General features: G+C 64.1%; 25 protein-coding genes and 1 tRNA gene. 13 read left to right on the forward strand and 13 right to left on the reverse strand.

Annotation, left to right across the window (positions count from 1 at the left end; all coding sequences use genetic code 11):
* Positions 1 to 44 precede the first annotated feature (44 nt).
* Positions 45 to 1,916 (reverse strand): aldehyde dehydrogenase family protein, encoded by a 1,872-nt coding sequence (locus FJ951_RS06805; protein ID WP_210239738.1) that lies wholly within the window; start codon positions 1,914 to 1,916, stop codon positions 45 to 47.
* On the opposite strand from FJ951_RS06805, the gene FJ951_RS06810 reads away from it, so the two are divergent.
* The gene (locus tag FJ951_RS06810; RefSeq protein ID WP_140514071.1) at positions 1,885 to 2,727 is read left to right on the forward strand and encodes an IclR family transcriptional regulator; all 843 of its coding nucleotides are present in this window, start codon (positions 1,885 to 1,887) and stop codon (positions 2,725 to 2,727) included. The genes FJ951_RS06805 and FJ951_RS06810 overlap by 32 nt on opposite strands.
* A gap of 381 nt (positions 2,728 to 3,108) precedes the next feature.
* Here the strand turns inward: FJ951_RS06810 and FJ951_RS06815 are convergent, their stop codons facing one another.
* On the reverse strand, positions 3,109 to 3,870 hold the full coding sequence (locus FJ951_RS06815; protein ID WP_140514072.1) for an IclR family transcriptional regulator C-terminal domain-containing protein: 762 nt from the start codon (positions 3,868 to 3,870) through the stop codon (positions 3,109 to 3,111).
* 123 nt (positions 3,871 to 3,993) lie between these two features.
* On the opposite strand from FJ951_RS06815, the gene FJ951_RS06820 reads away from it, so the two are divergent.
* From FJ951_RS06820 to pcaF, 3 genes are read left to right on the forward strand one after another with little or no spacing between them, the layout of a single operon-like run.
* The gene (locus tag FJ951_RS06820) at positions 3,994 to 4,716 is read left to right on the forward strand and encodes a 3-oxoacid CoA-transferase subunit A (RefSeq protein ID WP_140514073.1); all 723 of its coding nucleotides are present in this window, start codon (positions 3,994 to 3,996) and stop codon (positions 4,714 to 4,716) included.
* The gene (locus FJ951_RS06825) at positions 4,713 to 5,384 is read left to right on the forward strand and encodes a 3-oxoacid CoA-transferase subunit B (RefSeq protein ID WP_140514074.1); all 672 of its coding nucleotides are present in this window, start codon (positions 4,713 to 4,715) and stop codon (positions 5,382 to 5,384) included. Before FJ951_RS06820 ends, FJ951_RS06825 begins: the two co-directional genes overlap by 4 nt.
* Entirely contained in the window at positions 5,385 to 6,593 is a 1,209-nt protein-coding gene (gene pcaF, locus FJ951_RS06830) for a 3-oxoadipyl-CoA thiolase (RefSeq protein ID WP_140514075.1), read from the forward strand. It begins immediately after the preceding gene.
* A 246-nt stretch (positions 6,594 to 6,839) separates the two neighbouring features.
* On the opposite strand, the gene FJ951_RS06835 is transcribed toward pcaF, so the two are convergent.
* Positions 6,840 to 6,914 (reverse strand) — tRNA-Gly (locus FJ951_RS06835).
* Positions 6,915 to 7,131: 217 nt separating this feature from the next.
* Here FJ951_RS06835 and FJ951_RS06840 point away from each other — a divergent pair.
* The 4 genes from FJ951_RS06840 (at position 7,132) to FJ951_RS06855 (ending at position 9,803) form a co-directional block, all read left to right on the forward strand.
* A complete protein-coding gene (locus FJ951_RS06840; RefSeq protein ID WP_140514076.1) occupies positions 7,132 to 7,629 on the forward strand; it encodes a prolyl-tRNA synthetase associated domain-containing protein in 498 nt (165 codons plus the stop codon).
* Positions 7,630 to 7,707: 78 nt separating this feature from the next.
* Entirely contained in the window at positions 7,708 to 8,700 is a 993-nt protein-coding gene (gene trxA / locus FJ951_RS06845; RefSeq protein WP_140514077.1) for a thioredoxin, read from the forward strand.
* A gap of 163 nt (positions 8,701 to 8,863) precedes the next feature.
* Complete coding sequence (locus FJ951_RS06850) at positions 8,864 to 9,535, forward strand: LON peptidase substrate-binding domain-containing protein (protein WP_140514078.1); 672 nt, start codon at positions 8,864 to 8,866, stop codon at positions 9,533 to 9,535.
* Between the two features lie 19 nt (positions 9,536 to 9,554).
* Positions 9,555 to 9,803, forward strand: coding sequence for a Trm112 family protein (locus tag FJ951_RS06855; RefSeq protein ID WP_140514079.1), 249 nt, complete (start codon positions 9,555 to 9,557; stop codon positions 9,801 to 9,803).
* A gap of 375 nt (positions 9,804 to 10,178) precedes the next feature.
* On the opposite strand, the gene FJ951_RS06865 is transcribed toward FJ951_RS06855, so the two are convergent.
* From FJ951_RS06865 to FJ951_RS28700, 3 genes are read right to left on the reverse strand one after another with little or no spacing between them, the layout of a single operon-like run.
* Complete coding sequence (locus tag FJ951_RS06865) at positions 10,179 to 13,457, reverse strand: error-prone DNA polymerase (protein WP_140514080.1); 3,279 nt, start codon at positions 13,455 to 13,457, stop codon at positions 10,179 to 10,181.
* The gene (locus FJ951_RS06870) at positions 13,454 to 14,929 is read right to left on the reverse strand and encodes a DUF6504 family protein (RefSeq protein ID WP_140491985.1); all 1,476 of its coding nucleotides are present in this window, start codon (positions 14,927 to 14,929) and stop codon (positions 13,454 to 13,456) included. The genes FJ951_RS06865 and FJ951_RS06870 overlap by 4 nt, the downstream gene beginning before the upstream one ends.
* Positions 14,871 to 15,926 carry a hypothetical protein gene (locus FJ951_RS28700; RefSeq protein ID WP_140514081.1) on the reverse strand — a complete coding sequence of 352 codons (1,056 nt, stop codon included), beginning with the start codon at positions 15,924 to 15,926 and terminating at the stop codon, positions 14,871 to 14,873. Before FJ951_RS28700 ends, FJ951_RS06870 begins: the two co-directional genes overlap by 59 nt.
* Before the next feature lie 250 nt (positions 15,927 to 16,176).
* Between FJ951_RS28700 and FJ951_RS06880 the strand changes: the two genes are divergently transcribed.
* The gene (locus FJ951_RS06880; protein WP_140491980.1) at positions 16,177 to 16,599 is read left to right on the forward strand and encodes a metallopeptidase family protein; all 423 of its coding nucleotides are present in this window, start codon (positions 16,177 to 16,179) and stop codon (positions 16,597 to 16,599) included.
* 19 nt (positions 16,600 to 16,618) lie between these two features.
* Here FJ951_RS06880 and FJ951_RS06885 read toward each other — a convergent pair whose 3' ends face one another.
* Positions 16,619 to 17,248: a TetR/AcrR family transcriptional regulator gene (locus tag FJ951_RS06885; protein WP_140514082.1), complete on the reverse strand. Its 630-nt coding sequence runs from the start codon at positions 17,246 to 17,248 to the stop codon at positions 16,619 to 16,621.
* A gap of 170 nt (positions 17,249 to 17,418) precedes the next feature.
* Between FJ951_RS06885 and FJ951_RS06890 the strand changes: the two genes are divergently transcribed.
* Positions 17,419 to 18,096: a hypothetical protein gene (locus FJ951_RS06890; protein ID WP_210239739.1), complete on the forward strand. Its 678-nt coding sequence runs from the start codon at positions 17,419 to 17,421 to the stop codon at positions 18,094 to 18,096.
* Here the strand turns inward: FJ951_RS06890 and FJ951_RS06895 are convergent.
* Complete coding sequence (locus FJ951_RS06895) at positions 18,083 to 18,289, reverse strand: DUF1737 domain-containing protein (protein WP_140493464.1); 207 nt, start codon at positions 18,287 to 18,289, stop codon at positions 18,083 to 18,085. The two genes, FJ951_RS06890 and FJ951_RS06895, sit on opposite strands and share 14 nt — an antisense overlap.
* Before the next feature lie 55 nt (positions 18,290 to 18,344).
* Positions 18,345 to 19,241 carry a CoA ester lyase gene (locus FJ951_RS06900; RefSeq protein WP_140524505.1) on the reverse strand — a complete coding sequence of 299 codons (897 nt, stop codon included), beginning with the start codon at positions 19,239 to 19,241 and terminating at the stop codon, positions 18,345 to 18,347.
* Positions 19,242 to 19,453: 212 nt separating this feature from the next.
* Between FJ951_RS06900 and FJ951_RS06910 the strand changes: the two genes are divergently transcribed.
* Positions 19,454 to 20,620: an FAD-binding oxidoreductase gene (locus FJ951_RS06910; RefSeq protein WP_140514085.1), complete on the forward strand. Its 1,167-nt coding sequence runs from the start codon at positions 19,454 to 19,456 to the stop codon at positions 20,618 to 20,620.
* A gap of 60 nt (positions 20,621 to 20,680) precedes the next feature.
* On the opposite strand, the gene FJ951_RS06915 is transcribed toward FJ951_RS06910, so the two are convergent.
* The 4 genes from FJ951_RS06915 to FJ951_RS06930 form a co-directional block, all read right to left on the reverse strand.
* Positions 20,681 to 21,184 (reverse strand): SRPBCC domain-containing protein, encoded by a 504-nt coding sequence (locus FJ951_RS06915; RefSeq protein WP_140514086.1) that lies wholly within the window; start codon positions 21,182 to 21,184, stop codon positions 20,681 to 20,683.
* 42 nt (positions 21,185 to 21,226) lie between these two features.
* Positions 21,227 to 21,673, reverse strand: a complete 447-nt coding sequence (locus FJ951_RS06920; protein ID WP_140514087.1) for an SRPBCC family protein — start codon at positions 21,671 to 21,673, stop codon at positions 21,227 to 21,229.
* A complete protein-coding gene (locus tag FJ951_RS06925; RefSeq protein WP_140514430.1) occupies positions 21,673 to 21,984 on the reverse strand; it encodes a metalloregulator ArsR/SmtB family transcription factor in 312 nt (103 codons plus the stop codon). Before FJ951_RS06925 ends, FJ951_RS06920 begins: the two co-directional genes overlap by 1 nt.
* 91 nt (positions 21,985 to 22,075) lie before the next feature.
* Positions 22,076 to 22,495 carry a GNAT family N-acetyltransferase gene (locus FJ951_RS06930; protein WP_140491962.1) on the reverse strand — a complete coding sequence of 140 codons (420 nt, stop codon included), beginning with the start codon at positions 22,493 to 22,495 and terminating at the stop codon, positions 22,076 to 22,078.
* Between the two features lie 154 nt (positions 22,496 to 22,649).
* Between FJ951_RS06930 and leuD the strand changes: the two genes are divergently transcribed.
* Entirely contained in the window at positions 22,650 to 23,255 is a 606-nt protein-coding gene (gene leuD / locus FJ951_RS06935) for a 3-isopropylmalate dehydratase small subunit (protein ID WP_140491959.1), read from the forward strand.
* Between the two features lie 69 nt (positions 23,256 to 23,324).
* Positions 23,325 to 24,248 carry a hypothetical protein gene (locus FJ951_RS06940; RefSeq protein ID WP_140514088.1) on the forward strand — a complete coding sequence of 308 codons (924 nt, stop codon included), beginning with the start codon at positions 23,325 to 23,327 and terminating at the stop codon, positions 24,246 to 24,248.
* The last annotated feature ends 30 nt before the right edge of the window (positions 24,249 to 24,278 follow it).

A 24,278-nucleotide genomic window follows, 5' to 3' on the forward strand; every position in this document is an offset into this window, starting at 1 on the left:
AGACAGCCTTGGATGGCCGCGGCGAAGAGCGCGACCTCTTTCGATCACCTGGTCATGATCGTGTGGCTCTGCTCGCGCAGGTACTGTGGCAGGAACCACGAGCCGAGACCGCCCTTGCCGCTGACCCCGGTGCCCTTCCAGCCGCAGAATGGCTGCGCGCCTGGCCATGCACCCGTCGTCGCGCCGCTCGCACGGTTGGCGTAGAGAACCCCTGCTTCGGCGGTGTCGAGGAAGTGACGCAACTCTTCCTGGTCGTTGGTAAAGATGCCGGCGGATAGTCCGTAGGCGATGTCGTTGCCCTCTTCGATCGCGGCATCGAGACTGTCGAAACCGCGGACGACCACGAAAGGCATGAAGAGTTCGTCGCGGGTCAGCCGGCCCGGACCATCAAGTTCGACGACCGTCGGCAGGACGTAGTTGTCCGCAAAGCCCTGGCCCAGGGCGGCGCCCCCAAAATGCACCTTGCCTTTGCCCTCGACTTCCGACAGTGCGGCCTGGAAAAGGGCGACTGTGGCGTCGCCATAGACAGGGCCCATAAAGGTCTCGGCCTTGCGAGGATCTCCGACCACCAGCTTTGCGGCGAATGCTACCAGCTTCTCGATGAATTCCGCCTTGACCTTCTCGTCGACATACACGACCGAGCATGCGGAGCACTTCTGGCCTTGCAGGCCAAAAGCGGAGCGCGCCACTCCCTGCGCCGCACGGTCGAGATCGGCCTTGCTGGTCACGTAGGCAGGGTTCTTGCCACCCATTTCGGCGATGACGGGCTTCATGTGGGGCAGCGTTGCCATATGACGGAAGATGCTCATGCCGGTCTTATGGGAGCCCGTGAATGCAACGCCGTCGATGCCGTTGTCGGTGGCAAGAAGGCGCCCCACCTCTCCATCGCCAAGCACGATGTTGAAAACACCTTCGGGCAATCCCGCCTTGCGAAGCGTTTCGGCAATCAGCAATCCGGTCAGCGCGCAACCCGGCGACGGCTTGTAGACCACCGCATTGCCTGTCAACAGCGCACCCGAGACCATGCCGATCGACAAGGCGAGCGGAAAGTTGAAAGGAGCGATGACCGCGAAGACGCCATAGGGCTTCATGACGCTCGTAGCGGTCTCGTTTTCGACCAACATCTTCATCGGCCGGACGAACCCGTTGTTCGCGTTCATCTCCGATGCGTAGTACTCGACCATGTCGAGGCATTCCTCGGCTTCGCCGACTGCCTCGAGGCGGGACTTTCCGATCTCGTATAGCGCCGCCAAACCAAGGTCATACTTCCGCTCCGCCAGCGCCTCTCGCCAGCGGGCGCCGAATGCAAGGCGATCGTCCAGCGTCGAACGGTTCCAGGCCTTCGCGCCGGCTCGGGCAGCCTGGATCGCCGACTTGACGTCTGACGGGGTTGAAGCCGGGAACTTGCCGAGAGAGATCTTCTTGTCGATCGGGCTCAGGATCTCTTTCCGAGCGCCAGTCGCAAACGGCGTCGACCACTCGCGACCCAGTGTGTTCTTCTCGAAATCCGGGATCATTGCGTCGAGGTGAGCGTGAACCGGGGAAAAATCCACTCCGATGTTCGAGTAGGTCACACGCGGGAGTTCAGCCATTTCAAGTTCCTCCGAAAATCGGTATTTAGTCCGATAATCAGGATTTGGCTTGCGAGTCAATCGAGGGGACCATAAAATGGGGATAATACCGAATTTCGGAATTTGCGAGGACATTTCCGGATTCGGGTTACTAACGGAGCCCGACCGATCGAGGGCGTGCGGCCGTTCGGCTATTCTACGGAGCCCCGGGCTCAAGGCGCGGCGGAATAACAAGGGACTGACCTTGCCCCTCATGTCTGTTTTGAACGATAACCTTCTTGCAGTTGCAATTGTCAGATCGGCGTAGGTGCCCTTGAATACGAAGTCGAAGAAGCCGAGCGCCAAGGACAGCCCCCTCGAGCGCTACATCTCGATCATGGAGACGGTCGCGCCGTTCGAGCATGGCCTGACGGCGATCGAACTCGAAACGACGCTTGGATTGCCCAAAACCACGATCAACAGGCTGCTGCATGCCTTGATCGAAAGCGGGATGATCACCGCCGAGAGCGTTCGCAATCGGACATACCGTCTCGGCGATCGCCTGCTGCAGCTGCTACAGATGTCTCCGGATAGCGGCTGGCTGACGACGCTCGCGCAGCGACCGCTTCAGGATTTGGCCGACCGCACCGGCCAGTCGGCGTTCCTGTCGAAGTTCGACGGTACCGAAGTGCGCTCGGTCACCTGCGTCGCGCCCGACACTCCGGTCCGGACCTATGTCATGCCGGGCATGGCCATGCCTGTAAATGCGACCGCTTCGGCCAAGGCGATCCTTGCGTTTCATCCGCAGGAGACCGTGAAGAGGATCCTGGCGACGGAGCTGCGCAGCTATACCGATCGGACGAAAACGAAGATCGCGGAGTTGACCAGGGAATTGGCCGAGGTTCGGGAGCAGGGTTACGCCATGGACCTGGCCGAGCATGTTCCGGGCCTGGGCTCGATCGCATTTCCGATAAGGCCGACGAGCGGTGAGGTTATATACGCGGTGGGACTTACGGGACCCTATGGTCAGATCATAGAGCAAAACTTCAAACAGCATTGCGCGGCGCTCGCAGAGGCCGCCCGGCGCATGGCGAAGCTGGCGCAGATGCAGGCCTACAACGGATCGGCTATGGCCGCGAAAAATGCCGCAGCGGATCAGCGACAGGGCGGTGCGTGAGAGGCCAGTCACTTGCGCGAAGAAACGTCGCGCTTTGAACCGAGAATGTAGTTTCGCGATCTCCGTCTCGACGGCCGCGAATGTCCGGCTCCACCCTCCGAAAACCACTCGATGGAAATCCTCGGGGTTGAAGGCCTCGCCCATTGCGTTCAGGGTTTGCTGCCCGGGTCGAATATCGCCTCACGCCCAAGGCTGCAGGCGCTGGAGACCGCCTTCTCGCGGATGTTCCGGACGAGGATGTGTTCGGCGTGATCCGCCACCTCGATCTTCCATGAGCTCGCCCGCCGCGGCTACGATGAAGCGGGCGTCGACAAGATCATGGGTGGAACATGCTCTCCTACTTCGAGCGACTTGGACGCTAATTCCCTCCATGGCAGCGCCCTAACGCAGCACTGCCCGCAGCTCAGCTTGAAGTGCACGCAACGGCTCCAGGTAGAGCGCAACGAGATTGCTGACACCCACATGTGTCGCGGCAACGCCGACGTTCACGGCTGCGATCACCGTCCCGCGCACGGTCATCAACGGCACGGCGATCGAGCGCAATCCGAGCTCGACCTCCTGATCGATCAACGCGAACCCTTGCGTCCGCACCCGCCCTAACTCCGCAAGGATGGTGTCGGGGTCGGTCAAGGTATGAGCAGTCCGCGCCGGCAGGGCATGGGAAGATAGAAGATGTGCAGCGCGTTCCGGAGGCATGGCTGCCAGGAGCACGCGCCCCATGGAAGTGCAGTATGCCGGAAGCCGCGAGCCGGGCATCAGCGCGATCGACATCACCTTTCGCTGCGCCGCGCGCGCGACATAGACGACGTCGGTGCCGTCCAGAATCGAGACGGACGAGCTTTCGCCGAGCCGCTCCGAAAGGCCATCCAGCAAAGGCTGCACCAGATGCGGCAGCGGCATGGTTGCCAGACAGGCTGTCCCGAGCCTCAACACGCGCGGCGTGAGCGTGAAGAACTTTCCGTCGTAGTCTGCGTAGCCGAGATGGGAAAGCGTAAGGAGACAGCGTCTGGCTGTCGCCCTGTCGAGACCGGATGCAGTCGCGACGTCCGTGATCGACTGCCGTGGCCGTTCCACCGTGAACGTCTCTATGACAGACAATCCCTTGGCCAAGCCACCCATCGTGTCCCGTTCGGAAATGGGCATCCATTCACCTTGTGCGATATGTCAACAAACGAATGATATCGCACAAGCCGGCTTGCCGAAAGATCTCATCTGCCGATACGTGTGGCGGCGAAATCGATCTTGGTGCCGGGAAAGGCTGGTTACGTGGACAAGACAATCGCGAGCCTCGCGGAAGCAGTGGCAATCGTCGAAGACGGCATGACCGTCATGATCGGCGGCTTCGGCGGCGCAGGTGCTCCGATAGAGCTGATCCACGCACTGATTGACCGTTTTCGCGCTACCGGCGCCCCGAAAAACCTTACGATCGTCAACAACAATGCAGGGAACGGTCGCATCGGCATCGCCGCCATGATCGACAATGGCATGGTTGCCAAGATGATCTGCTCGTTCCCGCGCTCGTCCGATCCGCGGGCATTCACCGAGCGGTACCTTGCCGGGAAAATCGCGCTCGAACTGGTTCCACAGGGGACCTTGGCCGAACGAATCCGCGCCGGTGGCGCGGGTATTCCGGCTTTCTACACGCCGACGAGCTACGGGACCGATCTCGCGGCCGGCAAGCCTGTGGCCGAGTTCGACGGGCGCCACTACGTGCAGGAACGTTGGCTGAAGGCGGATGTGGCCCTCATCAAGGCGGAACTTGCCGACCCTCATGGTAACCTCACCTACAGGAAGGCGGCACGCAACTTCTCGCCGCTGATGGCGATGGCCGCACGCACGACCGTCGTTCAGGCGCGCCGGATCGTCCAGCCCGGTGCGATTGATCCCGAGCTGGTCGTGACGCCCGGGATCTTCGTGGACCAGGTGATTGAGGTCTCGAACCCGATGCAGGAAGAGGCGCTTATCCGCCAAGGGGTCGCATACGCATGACAGTCAAGCTGACCAACGCGCAGATTGCATGGCGCGCCGCGCAGGACATTGAGGACGGCGCTTATGTGAACCTCGGCATAGGCTTTCCCGAGATGGTGGCGAGCTTTCAGCCGCCTGGGCGCCGGGCGATCTTCCACACCGAAAACGGCATCCTCAATTTTGGCGAAGCCCCGGCGGCAGGCGACGAGGACTGGGATCTGATCAATGCGGGGAAGAAGGCGGTCACGCTCAATCCGGGCGCTTCGTTCTTCCACCATGCCGACAGCTTCGCGATGGTGCGCGGCGAACACCTCGACGTTGCCATTCTCGGCGCCTACGAGGTGGCCGAGACCGGTGACCTCGCGAACTGGAGCACAGGACCCAAGGGCATACCAGCGGTCGGTGGTGCTATGGATCTGGTGCACGGAGCAAAACGCGTGGCCGTCATCACCGATCACATCACCAAGGACGGTCGTCCGAAACTGGTGAAGGCCTGCAGCCTTCCCCTGACCGGCGTGCATTGCGTGACGAGGGTCTACACGAGCCTTGCGGTCATAGACATCATCGATTGTCGTTTCGTGCTGCGCGAGAAGCTGTTTGCGATGAGCTTCGATGAATTGCAGGCGCTGACCGGCGCAGAGCTTAAGGTCGATGGCGAAATCAAATCCTTGACTGCACCGGAGCTCTGAATGACCGAGGCCTTCATCTGCGACTACATCCGCACCCCGATCGGCAGGTTTGGCGGTTCGCTGTCCTCGGTCCGGACCGACGATCTCGGCGCAGTGCCGCTGCGAGCGCTGCAGCAACGCAATCCAGGCCTGGACTGGTCCGCGGTGGATGAGGTCATCTTTGGCTGCGCCAACCAGGCAGGCGAGGACAACCGCAATGTCGCGCGCATGTCATCGCTGTTGGCGGGACTGCCGATCGAAGTCCCGGGCAGCACGGTCAACCGCCTGTGCGGTTCTGGAATGGACGCCGTGGGCATCGCTGCACGGGCCATCAAGGCCGGCGAAGCCGACCTGATCATCGCCGGTGGCGTCGAATCCATGAGCCGCGCGCCGTTCGTGCTTCCGAAGGCGGGCGAGGCGTTCTCGCGCAACGCCGAGATTTACGACACCACGATCGGTTGGCGCTTCGTCAATCCATTGATGAAGAAGCAGTACGGCGTCGATTCGATGCCGGAGACGGGCGAAAACATTGCGGAAGCCTTCAAGGTCAGCCGCGCCGATCAGGATAGCTTCGCCGCACGCAGCCAGGCCAGGACCGCCGCCGCTCAGGAAAATGGCCGGCTGGCGCTGGAGATCACTCCGGTGACCGTACCCCAGCGCAAAGGCGATGCGATCGTGGTCGATCGCGACGAACATCCACGCGCCGGAACGACAACCGAGTCGCTCGCCAAGCTTCCAGCGCCGTTCAAAAAGGAAGGCGGCACCGTCACCGCGGGCAACGCTTCTGGCGTGAACGACGGAGCGGCAGCGCTGATCATCGCGTCCGAAGCTTCCGTGAAGGCATTCGGGCTCACACCGATCGCCCGGATTGCGGGCGTCGCGACGGCCGGGGTTGCCCCACGGATCATGGGGATCGGCCCGGCTCCGGCGACACGCAAGCTTGGCGCGCGCCTCGGCCTCGCGCCTTCGGACTTCGACATCATCGAGCTGAATGAAGCATTTGCCTCCCAAAGCATCGCCGTGCTCCGCGAACTCGGTATCCCCGAGGACGCGGAGCATGTGAACCCGAACGGCGGAGCGATCGCGCTCGGGCACCCGCTTGGGATGTCGGGCATTCGCATCACCGGCACTGCCGCGCTTGAGTTGCGGTCCCGAAAAGCACGACTGGCCCTGGCCACGATGTGCATCGGTGTCGGACAGGGTATCGCGATCGCTCTGGCCCGTGCGTAGCGGAGATGGTGCGACAGTCCGAGTCAGGCGGATTGCATCGATCCGCAGCGAAGTAACTACGGGTATGGATCGGTTGACGTTCGCCAGCTTGTCGATTCGCTAACAGACCAGCGCTGTGGCGAGCCGACAAAGATCGTGCTCTGGCTCGCCAAGTCGTGGGAGATATCTATGACCTACGGGCAAAAAAGAAGCGCCGCACTAGGCGGCGCTTTTCTCTTAATTGCTTGATTCCCCTGGGGGGAAACTTGGAGCGGGTGAAGCGATTCGAACGCTCGACCCCAACCTTGGCAAGGTTGTGCTCTACCCCTGAGCTACACCCGCTCGCGCGGCTTTGGGCCGCAAGCCGGGCCTATATGGCTGAAGAGCGCGGCGATTGCAACAGGGAAATCGCAGGCTTTTTTCAATGCGCCGGACGAGGCCGGCAAGGCCGCCGGCGGCAGCCGGAAGGATTCGGCGCCGCGTCGCGCGGTGGTCTTGTCTCGACCATGTCATTGGCCGTAAACGGCATGGCTGGAAACCAGCCGAAGACGAGAACCCCATGCCCAGGACCGAAGCCGAGCTCTTTGCCTTTCTTGCCGAACTCGGCATCGCCGTTTCGACGAAACGCCATCCGCCGCTCTATACGGTCGCCGATTCGCAGGCGCTGCGCGGCGAAATCGCCGGCGGCCACACCAAGAACCTGTTCCTGAAGGACAAGAAGGACGCCTTCTTCCTGGTCACGGTCGGCGAGGACGCTGTCGTCGACCTGAAGCAGATCCATCATGTGATCGGCGCCGCCGGCCGCGTTTCCTTCGGCAAGCCGGAGATGCTGATGGAGCTTCTGGGCGTCACGCCGGGCGCAGTCACGGTGTTTGGCCTGATCAACGACACGCAGCACAGGGTCAAGGTCGTGCTCGACGAGGCGCTGATGCGGCATGCGGTGATCAACGCGCATCCGCTGACCAATGAGGCGACGACGTCGATCGCATCGGGCGACCTCGTCAGATTCGTCGAGGCAACCGGGCACGATGCTGCTATCTTGAAAGTCTCGGCATGATCGCCACATGGATGGCGAAACCGGTTTCCAACCAAGGACAGTGCGCCGATCCGCTGGCGCCACCGAAAGGGCGACGACATGAGTGACAACAATCCGTTTGGCGGCTCCTTTGGCAATAGCGGCGGCCAGTATGCCACGACGGTGCAGTATGGCGGCGGCGCGGAACCGCAGAAACCTGCGGCCGGCGCCGCCCCCGCCGGCGACGTCATCAAGGATACGACCACCGCGGCCTTTGCCGCCGATGTCATCCAGGAATCGCGCCGCCAGCCGGTGCTGGTGGATTTCTGGGCGCCGTGGTGCGGGCCGTGCAAGCAGCTGACGCCGCAACTGGAAAAGGCGGTCCGCGCCGCCGGCGGCAAGGTCAAGCTGGTCAAGATGAACATCGACGACCATCCCTCGATCGCCGGCCAGCTCGGCATCCAGTCCATTCCCGCGGTCATCGCCTTCAAGGACGGCCAGCCGGTCGATGGCTTCATGGGCGCCATCCCCGAGAGCCAGATCACCCAGTTCATCGACAAGGTCGGCGGCAAGGGCAATGGTGCGGCTGATGTGACCGAGGCGCTGGCGGCGGCGGCCGAGGCGCGCGCTGCCGGCGACGTGCAGACGGCGGCCGACATCTATGACGCCGTGCTCGAGCAGGCGCCGGAGACGATCGAGGCGATAGCGGGGCTAGGCGAATTGCTGTTCGAGGCCGGTGATACCGAAGGCGCCGAGGCGATGCTGGCGCGGGCGCCGCAGGCCAAGGCCGATGCGCCGCCGCTGGCCGCGCTGCGCGCCAGGATGACCTTGGCCGCGCAAGCGTCCGAACTCGGCAACCCGGCGGAGTTCGAGCGCCGGCTGGCTGAGAATCCCGGCGACCATCAGGCCCGCTTCGATCTGGCCATGGTCCAGAACGCCAGGGGCGAGCGCGATGCGGCCGCCGACAATCTCCTGGCCATCATCAAGGCTGACCGCGGCTGGAACGAGGACGGCGCCAAGGCGCAATTGCTGCGCTTCTTCGAGGCCTGGGGCATGACGGACGAGGCGACGCTTGCCGCGCGGCGCAAATTGTCGTCGCTGCTGTTTTCCTGAGCCGGCGCGGCCGAATGGTCGCGCGGGGCTTGCACCCGGCGCCGGCCGCGCCAGATAGGACGAATCCGGCCCGCCTTTCCCTCGGGAAGCCAACAACCCCGGGCAGCGACAGGCGGATCGCGGCATGGAGGCGCTTCCCAGGCGAAGCGATCGGAGGAACGAGGTGCAAGCGGGAAACGCTCACTACCGGCTCGCCAGGGATCTGCCGTCGACCATCCCGGTCTTTCCGCTCGAGGGCGCGCTTCTGCTGCCGGGCGGCCGCATGCCGCTCAACATCTTCGAGCCGCGCTACCTGCAGATGGTCGACGAGGCGATCGCCGGCTCCCGGCTGATCGGCGTCATCCAGCCCAGCCTCGACGGCGCCTTGCGCGACGATGGCGAGCCGGAACTCTGCAATGTCGGCTGCGCCGGCCGCATCATAGCGCTTTCCGAGACCGGCGACGGCCGCTACCTGATTTCGCTGCAGGGTGTGTGCCGGTTCCGTGTCACCCATGAGCTGACGGTCAAGACGCCGTTCCGCCAAGGCAAGATCGCCCCCTTTCTCGCCGATCTCGACGACGACCAGGCGGCCGCCGAGGTCGACCGGCCGGCGCTGCTGCGGGCGTTCCGCTCCTATCTTCAGGCCAACGACCTGGAGGCCGACTGGGAAAGCGTCAGCCGGGCCGAAAACGCCATGCTGGTCAACGCGCTGTCGATGATGGCGCCCTATGGACCGGCCGAGAAGCAGGCGCTGCTCGAAGCGGCCGATCTCAAGACCCGCGCCGAAACGCTGATCGCCATCACCGAAATGGCGCTGGCGCGCGAGAACGAGGATTTTGGCTCGAGCCTGCAGTAGGATGTTGAGAGAGGACACGATGGCGGCGGATGGGCGTGACGGAAAGAGAGCGAATGTCGACCCCAGGATGCTGGAGCTGCTGGCTTGCCCGCTGACCAAGGGGCCGCTGGCCTGGGATCCCGAGCGCGGCGAACTGATCTCGCGGGTCGCCAAGCTCGCCTATCCCGTGCGCGACGGCATCCCGATCATGCTGCCTTCGGAGGCACGGAGCATCTCGGCGGAAGACGTGCTGCCGCCACGGCTGGGCGGGCCGGCCGGCTCGACGTGAAAATTATCAAGGTCGGCATTCTACGGCGCCCCCCTCTGCCCTGCCGGGCATCTCCCCCTCAAGGGGGGAGATCGAATGTCATCTCCGCCTTCGCCAATCTCCATTGTTGCAGGCGGAGCGTTGAAACTGCCAATCTCCCCCTTGTGGGGGCGAGGAGTGGTCCATGAAGTGGACGCAAAGCCAATTGCTTGGCTTTGCGAACGAGGAGCGCCCGAAGCGACAGCGAAGGGCCGGGTCCGGCAGGCCAGAGGGGGGCTCGCCCGCCAGCGTCAAGTTTCGCACCGCTGCGGTGCGGAGACGTCGCGGCATGAATCCTCGCGCCGCGTCGCTTCGCTCCTTGCTCCGCCCGTGGATGATGAAGGCACTGGAATGTGCCTACTGAAAATTGCGCCCCCTGGGCATGACCTTTTCCGCCTTGTCCGACAGCCTTGCGATGTCCTGCCCGGCCGGCACGGCTGGCGCTGCCTCTTCCAGCAACACCGTCAGCCAGGGCGTCAAATCCTCGATCTTCTCGGCGACGATGTGGACGACATCCGATTCCGACTGCAATTTGCCGGTGACCTTGACGAAGCGCGCGCCCATGACGATGGGCCGGAAGCGGTCGAAGGTCCGCTGCCAGAAAATGACGTTGGCGACGGCTTCGTCATCCTCCAGCGTCAGGAAGACCGCATTGCCCTTGCCGGGGCGCTGCCGCACCAGAACGAGCCCGGCGACTGAGACGCGCCGTCCGTCCCGCACCGAGCACAGCCTGGCATTGGGCGTCACGCCGGCCCGGTCGAGCCGTTCGCGCAGGAAGGCCACCGGGTGCGCCTTCAAGGACAGGCCGAGCGAGCGGTAATCGTGGATGACATGCTCGCCGAGCGGCATTTTCGGCAGCTTCGTCTCCGGCTCCAGCTCGCGTAGCCGCAGCGCCGGCTGGTCGAAAAGCGGCAGCTTTTCGGCGGCACTCTTGCCGTCGAGGGCGCGCACCGCCCAAAGCGCGGCGCGGCGGTCGAGGCCGAGCGAGCGGAAGGCATCGGCCTGCGCCAGTCTCTCGATCTCGGCGACATCGAGGCCGGAGCGCAGCCAGACATCCCGCACGGATGCGTAGCCTGAACCGCGCCGCTCGACGAAGGCGTCCATGCGCTCCTTGGAAAATCCCTTGATCTGCCTGAAGCCGAGCCGCACTGCGTGCTGCGTCGCGATGACGCCGCGCATTTCGGCATGGCGCGGCAGGATGCGGGCCGGGTCGAAAGCCGCCTGTTCCAGCGTGCAGTCCCAGACCGAGAAATTGACGTCGACCTCGCGGATGTCGACGCCATGGTCGCGCGCATCACGAACAAGCTGGGCCGGCTGGTAAAATCCCATCGGCTGTGAATTCAGGATCGCGGCGCAGAACACGTCGGGATAGAAGGTCTTGAACCAGCAGGAGGCATAGACCAGCAGCGCGAAGGAGGCGGCATGGCTTTCGGGAAAGCCGTATTCGCCAAAACCCTCGATCTGCTTGAAACAGCGTTCGGCGAAATCCCGGGTGTAGCCCTTGCCGACCATGCCGTCGATCATGCGCCGGCGGTAATTGCCGATCGTGCCGGTGCGCTTGAAGGTGGCCATGGCGCGGCGCAACTCGTCGGCCTCGCCAGGCTTGAAGCCACCGGCCACGATGGCGATGTTCATCGCCTGTTCCTGGAACAGAGGAACGCCCAGCGTCTTGTGGAGGATCGCCTCCAGCTCCGGTTTCTGATACTCGGGCTGCTCCTTGCCTTGCCGGCGGCGCAGATAGGGGTGGACCATGTCGCCCTGGATCGGGCCGGGCCGCACGATCGCCACCTCGATGACAAGGTCATAGAATTCTTTTGGCTTGAGACGCGGCAGCATCGACATCTGCGCGCGCGATTCGATCTGGAAAACGCCGATCGTGTCGGCGCGACCGATCATCTTATAGACCGGCTTCGCCTCTTCCGGCAGGGTGGCAAGGACATAGGGCTGCCCGTAAGGGTCTCGCGCCTGCGGATAATGGTCCGTCAGCAGAGTGAAGGCGCGTTTGAGACAAGTCAGCATGCCGAGCGCCAGCACGTCGACCTTGAGGATCTTGACCGCGTCGAGATCGTCCTTGTCCCATTCGACCATCTTGCGTTCCTCCATCGCCGTCTTGACGATGGGCACGATCTCGTCGAGCCGGTCCCTGGTGATGACGAAGCCGCCGACATGCTGGGAGAGGTGACGGGGAAAGCCCATGATCTCGTTGGCACGCTCCATCACGTGCCGCGATATGGGGTCGGCGCGATCGAGGCCGCCGGCCCGGGCTTCCTTCTCGCCGAGCTCCGAGGTCGACCAGCCCCAGATCGAGCCGGAGAGCGATGCCCTGACATCCTCGGACAGGCCCATCGCCTTCGACACTTCGCGCAGCGCCGAGCGGCCGCGATAGCTGATGACGGCGGCGGCCAGCGCGGTGCGCTTGGAACTGTATTTCTCGTAGATATATTGGATGACCGTCTCGCGCTTCTCATGCTCGAAATCGACGTCGATGTCGGGCGGTTCGTTCCTCTCCTCGGAAATGAAGCGTTCGAACAGCGTGTCGATTCGCTCCGGCCCGACCTCGGTGATGCCGAGGCAGAAGCAGACGACCGAATTGGCGGCCGAACCGCGCCCCTGGCAGAGAATATCCTGGCTGCGGGCGAATTTGACGATGTCGTGGACGGTCAGGAAATAACGGGCATAGTTCAGGCGCTCAATAAGGGCGAGCTCTTCCTCGATGCGCCTCGTCACCGATTGCGGCACGCCCGAGGGATAGCGCCTGGCCGCCCCCTCCCGCGCCAACCTTTCCAGCTCCGCCTGCGGGCCGAGCCCTGATTGCGTCGGCTCGTCGGGGTAATTGTACTGAAGGTCGCTGAGCGAGAAGGTCAGCTCCTGCGCGAAGCGCAGCGTTTCGGCCAGTGCCTCCGGGTGCCTGCGGAACAGGCGCGCCATCTCCAGCGGCGGCTTCAGATGGCGCTCGGCATTCGCCGTGAGTTCCAGCCCGACATCCGAAACGGGAATGTTGAGGCGAATCGCGGTCAGCACGTCCTGCAGCGGGCGCCGCTCGGCCGTGTGGTAGAGGACGTCGTTGGTCGCCATCAAGGGCAGGCCGGCCAGCTCCGCCATCGCCGCCGCCTGCTCGATCCTGAAGCGGTCGTTTCCCGCATAATCGGGCGAAACGCCAAGCCGCAGGTTTTTACCGAAACGGTCCTTGAGCTCGCCAAGCAGGGCTAGTGTGCCCTCGGCCTCCGCCGCCAGGTCGGGCAGGACCGACAGCGACATCAGATCCCCCCATTCGAGAAGGTCGTCGCGCCGCAGAAGGGTTGCGCCCTTTTCGTTCTCCTCGCGCAGATTGGCTTGCGTGAGCATGCGGCACAGATGCCCCCAGCCCTTGCGGTTCTGCGGATAGGCGAGAATATCAGGCGTGTCGTCGCAAAAAACCAGCCGGCTGCCGGGGTGGTAGGCAAGCGTCTCGACCTTGGCCTGCTGCCAGGCGCGCACCACGCCCGCCACCGTGTTGCGGTCGGCGAGCCCGATCGCGGAGAACCCCATGAGCTTGGCCGCGACCACCAGCTCCTCCGGCTTGGAGGCGCCGCGCAGGAACGAGAAATTCGACTGGATGCCGAATTCCGCATAGGGAATGGCGGTCAGCGCGTTCATGCGAAGACCCCGTGCAGGAACCAGCGCGGCGGGATTTCAGAGCCGCCATAGAGACCTTGCCGGTAGAGCCAGTAGCGGCGGCCGTCGGCATCCTCGATGCGGAAATAGTCGCGTGTCGACGCCGCTTCGTCGCTCGAAAATTCACGCCACCATTCCGGCGCGATGCGTTCAGGGCCTTCGGCGCGGGCGACCCTGTAGAGCGCACGCCGCCAGCGGAAATTCAGCGGCGGTCCCTCGGGCATTTCGGTGGCCGGCACCTCAATCGGCTCGGGCGAGCGGAAAAGCCGGATCGGCCGCTCCGGCGGGAAGATGGTCATCGGCGCCTGCATCCTGTCCGGTTTCTTCGGCGGCGTGATGCGGCGCGGGGTTTCCGTGAAGGGGATGGTGGCGACGGCACGCTCGGGCAGATGGCTTTCCACGACGACCGGCTTGAGAACCGCGCCCTCGCCGAGCCGGGCGCGGATGCGGTCGGCGAACAGCGCGATATCGGCGCCGTCGTCGGTCGTTTTGCCTGTCAGGTCGGCCTGCGGCATGTCGAAGGCCGCCGCCGCCAGCACCGAAAGCCGCACCAGGTCGAAGCCATAGCCGGCATCGATATGCTGCTCGAGGGCGGCCAGCCGCTCATGGAACAATTTCTGGATCAGCCGGGGTTCGCGCATCGGTCGCGACGTGCCGAGCGCGATGCGGCTGACGGCGCCGTCGACGCGGAACAAGAGCAGCGCCAGGCTTCTCGCGCCTTCGCCGCGCCGCTCGAGGTCGATCTTCAGGGTCGTCGCCAGCATGCCCACCAGCCGTTCTATGTCCTCTGTCAGCGTGACGGGCTCGGCCAAATGGCGTTCGACCGAAAGCGGCGCGACGGGCAGGCGCGGCGACACCGCCTCGTCGAGACGGCCGAGCGCCTGGTCGAGGCGCAAGAGCAGGGAGGCACCGAAGCGGCGGGCGAGCGGCGCGCGCGGCGCGGCCATCACCGCGCCCGCCGTGCGCAGGCCAACACTTTCCAGGCTGGCGCGGGTTTCCGGCGCGATGCGTAGCGCCGCCAGCGGCAAGGGCGCCAGGAGCGCTTCCTCCTCGCCGCCGGCAACGATGCGGTCGCCGCAGAACCGCGCCGCCGCCCAGGCGGCGCCGGGTGTCGCGGCAAGGCCGGCACGGACGTCGAAGCCCTGATGGAAGAAGCGCGACAGGATCTCGTCCAGCATGGCGCGTTCGCCGCCGAAAAGATGGGTGCAGCCGGTGACGTCGAGGAACAGGCCGTCGGTCCCGTCGAGCGCCACCAGCGGGGTATAGCGGTCGCACCAGTCCGCAAGGCCTTCGAGCAGGCGCCGGTCGGCTTCGGCATCGGCCTCCATTATGTCGATCGACGGATGCATGGCGCGCGCATCGGCGATGCCCATGCCGGGCTTCAGATGCAGCGCCTCAGCCCGCTCGTCGAGGGCTAAGATGCGCTGCGCGTTGCTGTCGCGATGGCTGATCACCAGCGGCCGGTGATCCGATGGCCGGGAACGCCAGGACCGCCCCAGGCGCTGCCGCAGGATCCGTTCGGCCGCGAGATAGGGAAACCACAGGGACAGGATTCTTTGCTCGTTCTTCCCCAATCCGTCTTTCATCGAATATGCGTTCATCGGGGTTCCACTCCAATATGAATTGTCCTGGCAGGGCCGTGCGGCTCTTGCCGATGCTGATGGTGAAGGCGGGGCGGCCGATCGAGCCGGCAAGCGGCCCGGCGACCGTGTCGCGCGGCCCTGCCGGCGCCGGCGAGACGATGAGGCGGACGGGCGCCGCCGTCGGTTCGGGTTCGGCCGCCTGCCGCAGCAGGAAGACCGGCCGGCCGGCGCTCTGCGCGCGGGCGTGCAGCCGGCGCGTCGCGGTCAGGTCCAGCCGCTGCGGATTGCCGCGGACTTCAAGGATGACGGCGGCGAGCGCCGTCATGCGGGCCGCCTCCTCGGCGACCCACAGCGCATCGGCGAGCCTTGGCGCCTCGGAAAACAGCAATTGCTCCGGCTCGATGCCGAAGGCGGCGTGAAGGCCCCGGGCATAGGGAAAGCCCGCCTCGCGAAAAACCTCCTGGGTGCCGATCCACAGCACCGGCAATCGCGGCCCTTGCTTGAGGATCAGGCTGGGCTTGAGGATCAGGCTGGCGAGCGACAGGGCGAAGCCGGCGACCGCTCCGGCATCGCGGGTCTCGACGCCATGGATTTCGCTCAAGGCCGCTTTCGGCAGGCCGCCGCCCAAATCGCCGCCCCAATCGCCACCGAGGGCGGCATCGAGCCGGCCGATGCCGGTGCGCAGGAAAGCATCCGGCCTGGCTACGGCGATGCCGCGCCGGACCACGGTGCGGTCCGCGGCGGCCATGCCGGCGTCGGAAACCGCGCCGGCCGGCGCCTGCAGGCGCTCGGGCAGCGTTCCCTCGATCTTCGCGATCTGGCGGCGCAGGGCAAAAACAGTCTCCCGCGCCACGGCGCTCATCGCCATGACGGTCAGTGTCCACTCACAATTGTTCCTGTTATGTTCTTATAGATTCCAGAGGCGACCCGAAGAGTCAAGCAGACTCATGGGGGAATTTATTCCTCTCCGATAAGAGGGCCAACATGGGTCGGACAGCCGACCGCCCCTCAAGTCATGCGAAACGGCTCCCGGTGCCGTAAGCAATCCTGGGGTTGGCCGCCGCGTCATTTGCCGATTGTGGCCCAAAAGCCTATATGCCGGGATCAAAGGACAAAGCATGGCCCGCATCTACAAGACCCGCATTTGGCACGACCAGCTTTCGCCGTCGATGGACGAGATCGAGTTCCTGGCGCTGGAGGCATACGCCCATCTGCCCGAGGATTTTCGCAAGCTGACCGGCGAGATCGTCATCCAGATCGCCGAATTCCCGACCGACGAGATCATGGACGACCTGTCGCTGGAAACGCCCTTCGACCTGCTCGGCCTGTTCGAGGGACGCGGCATCGCCGAGCGCTGGAACCCGCAGACCGGCGAAGGCCCAAACCGCATCACGCTCTATCGCCGCGCCATCCTCGACTACTGGGCCGAGAACGAGGAGACTTTGGGCGACATCGTCACCCATGTGCTGATCCACGAGATCGGCCACCATTTCGGCCTCTCGGACGACGATATGGAGAAGATCGAAGAGGCAGCCGAGTGACCGGTTCTACGTCAGGCCGTCATTTCACAATGAGTGTGACGAAATGTTTTAATACGTTCTGCACAGTCTGCTCCCCGGTATGTCCTGCCACTGCCCATTGCGCAAAATGTCCATCAATGTACATGCGTGCGAGCCCGTAGACGAGCGCCCTCGCGGCTATCTGGGTCTCTGCCATGTCGTCCGACCGGAGCATGTTTCGCCGCTGTGCTTCTGCCATTGACGCTTCCATCAGCGAACGCACCGCTTCATTATCGTGACGCAGCGACTCCGAAGCATCCCAATCAATAAGATTGCGTGTCGAGATGATCTGGAAGTGGGTGGGGTTTCGAATTGCCCAGCGCAAATAGGCGATTCCAACAGCGGCAAAGCGTTCGATCGGATCGTCCGTCGCAACCTTCTCGACCGCATTCGTGATCTCCGAGCGGAATCGGCTCATTGCCTGCTCCGCGACAGCCGTCATCAACGCGGTCTTATTGCTGAAGTGACGGAATGGCGCGCCAGGGGAAACGCCGGCACGTTTTGCGGCTTCGCGCACGCTCACATTGTCGGGGCCGCCTTCCTCGACCAGTTGAACCGCGGCATCGATCAGGACCTCCCGCAAATTGCCATGGTGGTAACCAGTGCGATGAGGCGCCTTGGCTTTTGCCATCTCTTTCCCTTCGTTCCGTGGAGCAGCTCCCCGCCTCTGTAGCATGATTCCGCGATTTATGTAATCGCCGTTTACAATTCCGGCCAGAGGATGTAAGCAGTGATTACTGATGGGGTCGGAACAGGCCTACGGTCTTCGCGGCTCCCGAACTCCCAGCTGAGGAGACGAACATGCTCGCCAGAACAGCCCCACCCCGCCCGCAATCGGTCATTTCGCATCAGAGTCCAGCCGAAGAACTTCAGCAGGAGAATTTCGCGATTGTTCGGTCGAGCGCGACTGTGCCCAGCCTCACGCTTTATCGGCTTGCCGCCGTCGCCGGGATGGGAAGCGCGCTTATTCTTCTGGTCAACGCGGCTAAACGCAGCTCGCTCATCGCGACCACCGATCTGACGCAACTTCTCGCACCAGTCGCCGAGATATTGGCACTTGGCCTCGTCGTAGGCCTGTTTCTTGCGTTTGGCCGGCGCGCGGGGCTGTTCGGCACTATCGCGTTTGTCATCAACTTCGTTGCGTTGGCAAGTTTGGTAGGCGTGGAAGCAGTGATCAATCTGGTATTTTCGAAGCTTCCGCTCACAACCATCGTCGAGCTGCGAGCCGGACCGCTCGGTCTGGCTCTGGTCGCCAGTTCGGTTCTTTTTCTGGTTGGAACGCTCGCGTTTGTAATCTCTCTCGCCGTTGCAAGAGGCGTGCCGCGCATTCCTCTCGCTCTTTATCTCATTGGCGCGGTGCCGATCGCGCTTCGTGCGTTCGTTCCGGAGCTGGCTCTTGACCTGGGCTTGGCGATGCTTGCGGCATCGATCGCCTGGCTGGCGGCGTGGCTGTGGATGCGAGGGGCTACCAGTCGCTGAGCTTGGTGTCCGGCCCGTATTCCTGGCCCTCGACATCCTTCACCACGGCCTGGCCGCAGCGCATGGTCTTGGTCTTCTTGTCGTAGGCGTAGGTGGGGGAGCCGAACAGGTGCCAGCCCTTGTTCAGCGCCGCCGTCACCTTGTGACAGAAGCTGGCGTCGTCCGGAGCGGTGAGAAAGCGGTAGAGTTTCATCATTCAATTCCTGTCGTCAGTCCATCGCCCGCGATCGGCAATCCAACACGGCACATCATGCGCCGACGGCCGCCGCCTTCGCCAGCAGTTTTTCGGCCTGCGCAAGGTGCAGCCGTTCGACCATCCTTCCCTCCAGCGCAATCACGTTCTTGCCGGCATTTTCCGGAAGCGCAAAGGCCTCCTTCACCGCGCGGGCCTTGGCCACCGCCTCCGCCGATGGCGCAAAGGCACGGTTCGCCGCCTCGATCTGGGCGGGATGGATGAGCGTCTTGCCGTCGAAGCCCATGGCGGCCGCTTCCGTGCATTCGCGGCTGAAAGCATCGAGCGCGCGAAAATCGTTGAAGACGCCGTCGACGATATCGAGATCGCCGGCACGCGCCGCCAGCACCATCTGCATCAGCCACGGCAGGAGATAACGCCGGTCCGACGTCGCCATAATGCCGGTGTCCTTGGTCAGGTCATTCGTTCCGGCAACGAAACAATCAAGCCGCGAGGCAGGATCGCGGCCAAGTTCGGCGATGGCGCCGACATTGAGCACGGCCTTCGGCGTCTCGATCATCGCCCATAGTTTCACGCTGTCGGGGGCGGAATTGTCGTCGAGCACGTCACCCGCCTCGAGCACGTCGCGGGGCGTGTCGACCTTGGCCAGCAGGATGCCGTCCGGCTCCGCCTTGGCCGCCGCCAGCAGGTCGGCGCCGCCCCATTCGCTCGAGAGCGCATTGATGCGCACCACCATCTCGCAGCGCCGGCCACTATGGTTGGTATCAGGACGATTGCTGAAGATGCCGGCCAGTTTTTCGCGCGCCGCGACCTTCTCGGCCGGGGCGACGGCATCCTCCAGGTCGATGATGACGGTATCGCAGGCAAGCTGCGCCATCTTGGCCAGCGCCTTGTCGTTCGAGGCCGGGACATAGAGCACCGAGCGGCGCGGGCGGTAGGGATCGGTCGTCATGCCAAATCTATGCCGCCTGCCGCGGGTCGAGGCAAGGGAACAGGCGGCATCGCGCGGTGCTCTACCGGGGGGACCGCATGGGCTCGGCATCGTGCTGGCCCTCCTGAAAGCGCATGATGGCACGATCCGGCCGGTTGACTCCGAGCGCGGCACGCGCTTCGAGATTGTTTTGCCGGTCGCGTAAGGACGCCGGCAGCGGATCGGAGAAAAAAGTGCGCTACGACATCGTCCTCATCGGCGGAGCCATCGTCGGCTCCTCGATTGCCTATTATCTGCGCGAGGAGGGCTTTTCCGGCAGGATCGCGCTGGTCGAGCGCGACCCGCAATTTTCCCACGCGGCGACAACGCTATCCATGGCCTCGATCCGTCAGCAATTCTCCATTCCGGAAAATATCCGCCTGTCGCAATTCACGCTGAAACTGTTCCGCCGGCTGAAGGAAGAATTCGGCGCCGACGCCGACATCGGTTTTCGCGAGGGCGGCTATCTCATTCTCGCCGGCGAGGCCGGGCTGCCGATCCTCAGGGCCAACCACGAGGCGCAGGTTGCCGAAGGCGCCGACATTTTGCTGGAGGACGCCGAACAACTCGTGCGCCGTTTCCCTTGGCTGTCGGCCGAGGGCATCACCGCCGGCGCCTATGGCCGCAGCGGCGAGGGCTGGTTCGACGCGCATGCCATGCTGATGCTGTTCCGCAAGGCGTTGCGGGAGAAGAAGATCGACTTCATCAATGCTTCGGTCACCGGCATCGAGCGGCAGGGTGACCGCGTTACCGGCGTCAGCCTCGACAATGGCGAACGGCTCGAGGCCGGCATCCTTGTCAATGCCGCAGGGCCGAACGCGGGCAAGGTCGCCGCACTCGCCGGGCTGGCGCTGCCGGTCGAGCCGCGCAAGCGCAACGTCTTCGTCTTCGAGGCGCGCGAGAAATATGCCGACATGCCGCTGCTGGTCGACCCGTCCGGCATCTATGTCAGGCCGGAAGGCTCGGTCTATCTCACCGGCGGCGCCGAGCCGGAGGAGGGCGACGGCCCGGCCGATCCCGCCGATTTCGACGTCGACTGGCCGCTGTTCGAAGAGGTGATCTGGCCGGTGCTGGCGACCCGCATCCCGGCCTTCGAGGCGATCAAGCCGACGCGCGCCTGGGCCGGTCATTACGACTACAACACGCTCGACCAGAACGCGGTGATCGGCCCGCATCCCGAAGTCGGCAATTTCCTCTTCGCCAACGGCTTTTCCGGCCACGGCCTGCAGCAGGCGCCCGCCGTGGGCAAGGCGCTGGCCGAGCTGATCGTCCATGGTGGCTACCGCACGATCGATTGCTCCCCCTTTGGCTACGAACGCGTTGCCGAAGGGCGGGCGTTCCGCGAGTTGAATGTGATTTGAGCCGAGTCAAGGTCCCTCTTTGACGCTGACATCAAAAGGGTCTGCACCGCCACCAGTCGGCTAAGCCGCCACTCGGCTTCCCGCACCCAAATACGCCTGTAGCCAGCCCAGCACGCGTCCCCAGCCCTCGGCATGTTCGGCCGCCGCTTCGGCCAGCCCGGCAAAGCCGCCATGGCAGATGGTGAGGCGCGTGCCCGCGGCGGTTGGTTCCAGCAGCCAGGCGACCGTCGTTTGCCGGCGGCCAAGCGTCGGATGGTCCCAGGCATAGGCCCTTGTCTGCACGATCCGGCGCGGCACCTCGATATCGAGGAATTCCCCGTTGGCCGGCAGCTCCCTGCCGTCGGCTCCACGGACCGTGACGGCCCATCGGCCGCCGGCGCGAGGGTCTGCCGACCATTTCACCATCCGGTAGGTGTCGGCGGACCCCCACCATTGTTCGACCTCGTCGGAGATCAGCGCGCGGAAGACGCGCTCTGCCGGCGCGTCGATCTCGGCCTGGGCCATAACGGTCTCGCCATTGGTCATGCTCTGCACGGCTGAAGTTGGCACTGGCACATGCAACATCGATGCCTCCGGATGATTGTTTCGGCTCGAAAACGATGATTTTCAGCCTTTCGACGCCGGCCGAGACAGGCCCTGCCCGGTTTCGAGCAGGCTTTTCAGGCTCGACAGGACGAGCGGCCAGCCATTGCCGACATGCTCCAGCAGCTTGTGCGGGCCGTCGGCCGCATGGGTGACGGCCAGCTTCATCATGTCGCCCTCCTGCTCGATGATGAAGGTGCAGGTGGTGTAGCCGTCGGCCTTCACGTCCGGCATGAACTCATTGCGCCATTTGATCACCAGGCGCCTTGGCGGATCGATCTCGAGGATCTCGCCGCTGTCGGTCACCCGGCCGTCGGCATAGACCATCTTCCACGCGGAGCCCTTTCTCCAGTCGCTCTGCATGCGGGCGCCGAGAAAATATTGCTCGTGGAATTCCGGTTCGGTCAGCGCCTGCCAAAGCTTGTCGGGCGTGGTGCGGATGTAGGTCACATAAACGAAGGCGTTGCTCATCAGTCTTCCCTTTCGAGGCGTCTCTTCAGATCGCCGAGGGCGGAGAGCCGCCCCCGCTCGAATTTGCCGATCCAGCGCTCGGCGATCTCGTTGATCGGAACCGGGTTGAGGTAGTGCTCCTTCTCGCGCCCCTTGCGGATTGTGGTGACAAGGTTCGCCTCCTCGAGGATCGCCAGGTGCTTGGTCACCGCCTGGCGCGTCATATCCATCTCAGCGCACAGCCCGTTCAGCGTCTGCCCGTTCCTGTCATGAAGGCTGTCCAGCAATTGCCGGCGGGTCGGGTCGGCCAAAGCGCGAAAGACGGCGTCCATGCTCATGGCTCTAATATGCAACCATTTGGTTGCATGTCAAGGCGACATGTCATGCCAACGGCTGCTGGATCCGGCCACAGGAGAAAAAATGTCAGCGCGTGCGGGAGAACCAGAAGGCGTCGGCCATGCGCATCATGCCGATGCGTTCGTAGAAGCCGGCGGCGTCGGGCACGGAAACCAGGCTGATGGCGACGGACGGGCCGAGCTGCCGCCGCGCCTCGTCCATCAGTCCCTTGCCGATGCCGAGCCCCTGCGCCGATCCGGAAACGGCGAGATCGGAGATGTAGCAGACCCAGGAGAAGTCCGTCACGGCCCTGATGACGCCGACCAGGGGCTTGCCTTCGGTATCCAGCCGCGCGGTCAGCACCAGATTGGCGCCCGACAGCATCGCCCGCAGCCTGTCGGCATCATCGACGGGACGGATCTCGCCAAGGCCGGAGTCCACCAGCACGCGGCGGAATTCGGCGACGTCGAGCGCGGGTTCGCGTGCATAGAGAATTTTTTCAGCCATCACAGCCAGACTGCACCATCGGGCCGCGAATTCGAAGCCGTTTGTGCGGCACCCCGTGCCGACGCGCGCGAACACCTGCCTTTTATTTGTCGCCGGCTTTGTGTAAACCGGGCGCCAGCAATCCCCCGCAATGCCAGGAAGACGGGCAAAGACCATGGAAAAATTCACCAAGCTCACCGGCGTCGCCGCGCCCATGCCGATCGTCAACGTCGACACCGACATGATCATCCCCAAGGACTACCTCAAGACGATCAAGCGCACCGGGCTCGGCAGCGGCCTGTTCGCCGAGATGCGCTACAAGGACGACGGTTCGGAGAATCCGGATTTCGTGCTCAACAAGCCGGCCTACCGCAAGGCGCAGATCCTCGTCGCCGGCGACAATTTCGGCTGCGGCTCCTCGCGCGAGCACGCGCCGTGGGCGCTGCTCGATTTCGGCATACGCTGCGTCATCTCGACCTCCTTCGCCGACATCTTCTATAACAACTGCTTCAAGAACGGCGTGCTGCCCATCACCGTCAGCCCCGAGGATCTCGACAAGCTGATGGACGACGCTTCGCGCGGCTCCAACGCCACTTTGTCGATCGACCTCGAGGCCAAGGAGATCCGCGGGCCCGACGGCGGCGTGGTCAAGTTCGACCTCGATGACTTCAAGCGTCATTGCCTGCTGAACGGCCTCGACGATATCGGCCTGACGATGGAGAAGGCCGGCGCCATCGCTTCGTTCGAGAAGAAGAACGCCGAGCTGCGCCCCTGGGCCTGAACGGCGCGGCTGACGACATCGGCCCGGCCGTCGCTGGCCGGGCTTGCGGCAGCTGAAGGAGGAACTGTCATGATACGCCCGCTTCTTGCCAGCGCCTGCGCCCTGGCCATGACCGTGGCGACGATGGCCGGCGCGCATGCGCAGGCCGAGACGCCAGAGGCGCAGCCACCGGCGGCAAGCGAGACGCCGGCCACGGATCAGGGAGCCGCCGACGTTTCCGACGACGACAAACAGGCGCCGGTCCCGTTCGAGGGCGGCCAGTTCACCATCACCCAGCAGGAACAGTATGGCGAGAAGGTGCTTGCCTATGACGGCAAGCAGCTGGCCGGCAATTACGACGTCTTCTTCGACAAGATCGTCGAGGTCGGCGGCGTCAAGGTGGCGCTGTTCGACGTCGGCGACGGCGGCAACCAGTGCGGGCCGGCGACGGTGATCGTCTGGAAACCGGAAGGCGCGGAGATCCAGAGCACCACCGTCGAGCAGGACGAGTGCGGCGCGCCGCCTACGGCCGTCTCCGACAGCGCCATCTATTTCGTGCCCTATCTCCTGCCCGGCGATTCGAAACCGGCATTGCAGTGGTCGCCGACATCGGGGCTGACGATCTCCGGCAATCTGACCTACATGCCCGAACCCGGCACCGACTGGAAGGACATCGATCCGTCGAAATACGACAACATCATCGACGCCTTCCACAATGAGGCCGTCTACAAGGCGGCCGAGGCGCTGCTCGGCAAGGACATGCCCGACATGGCGACCAGCCTGCTGGTCGGCGGCGGCACTGAAAAGACCGCGTCCGGCGCCTTCTACGCCAGCGGCTGCGTGCCGCACGATTGCGGCGGCAATGACGGCTTCATGGCGGTCGATCCGGGCCAGCACAAGCTCTATTTCGCCCGCCGCGGCGACAATGGCGAGCCGGACGCCAAGCCCCCGGTGAAGACCTGGCCGGCCGACGTGAAGGCAGCGCTCGACAAGGCGATGAGCGCGGCGAATTAACTCCGAATTGCGCCCCCGTTGGCGGGATGT

Source organism: Mesorhizobium sp. B2-2-3, from assembly GCF_006442405.1.
Classification (GTDB): Bacteria; Pseudomonadota; Alphaproteobacteria; order Rhizobiales; family Rhizobiaceae; genus Mesorhizobium.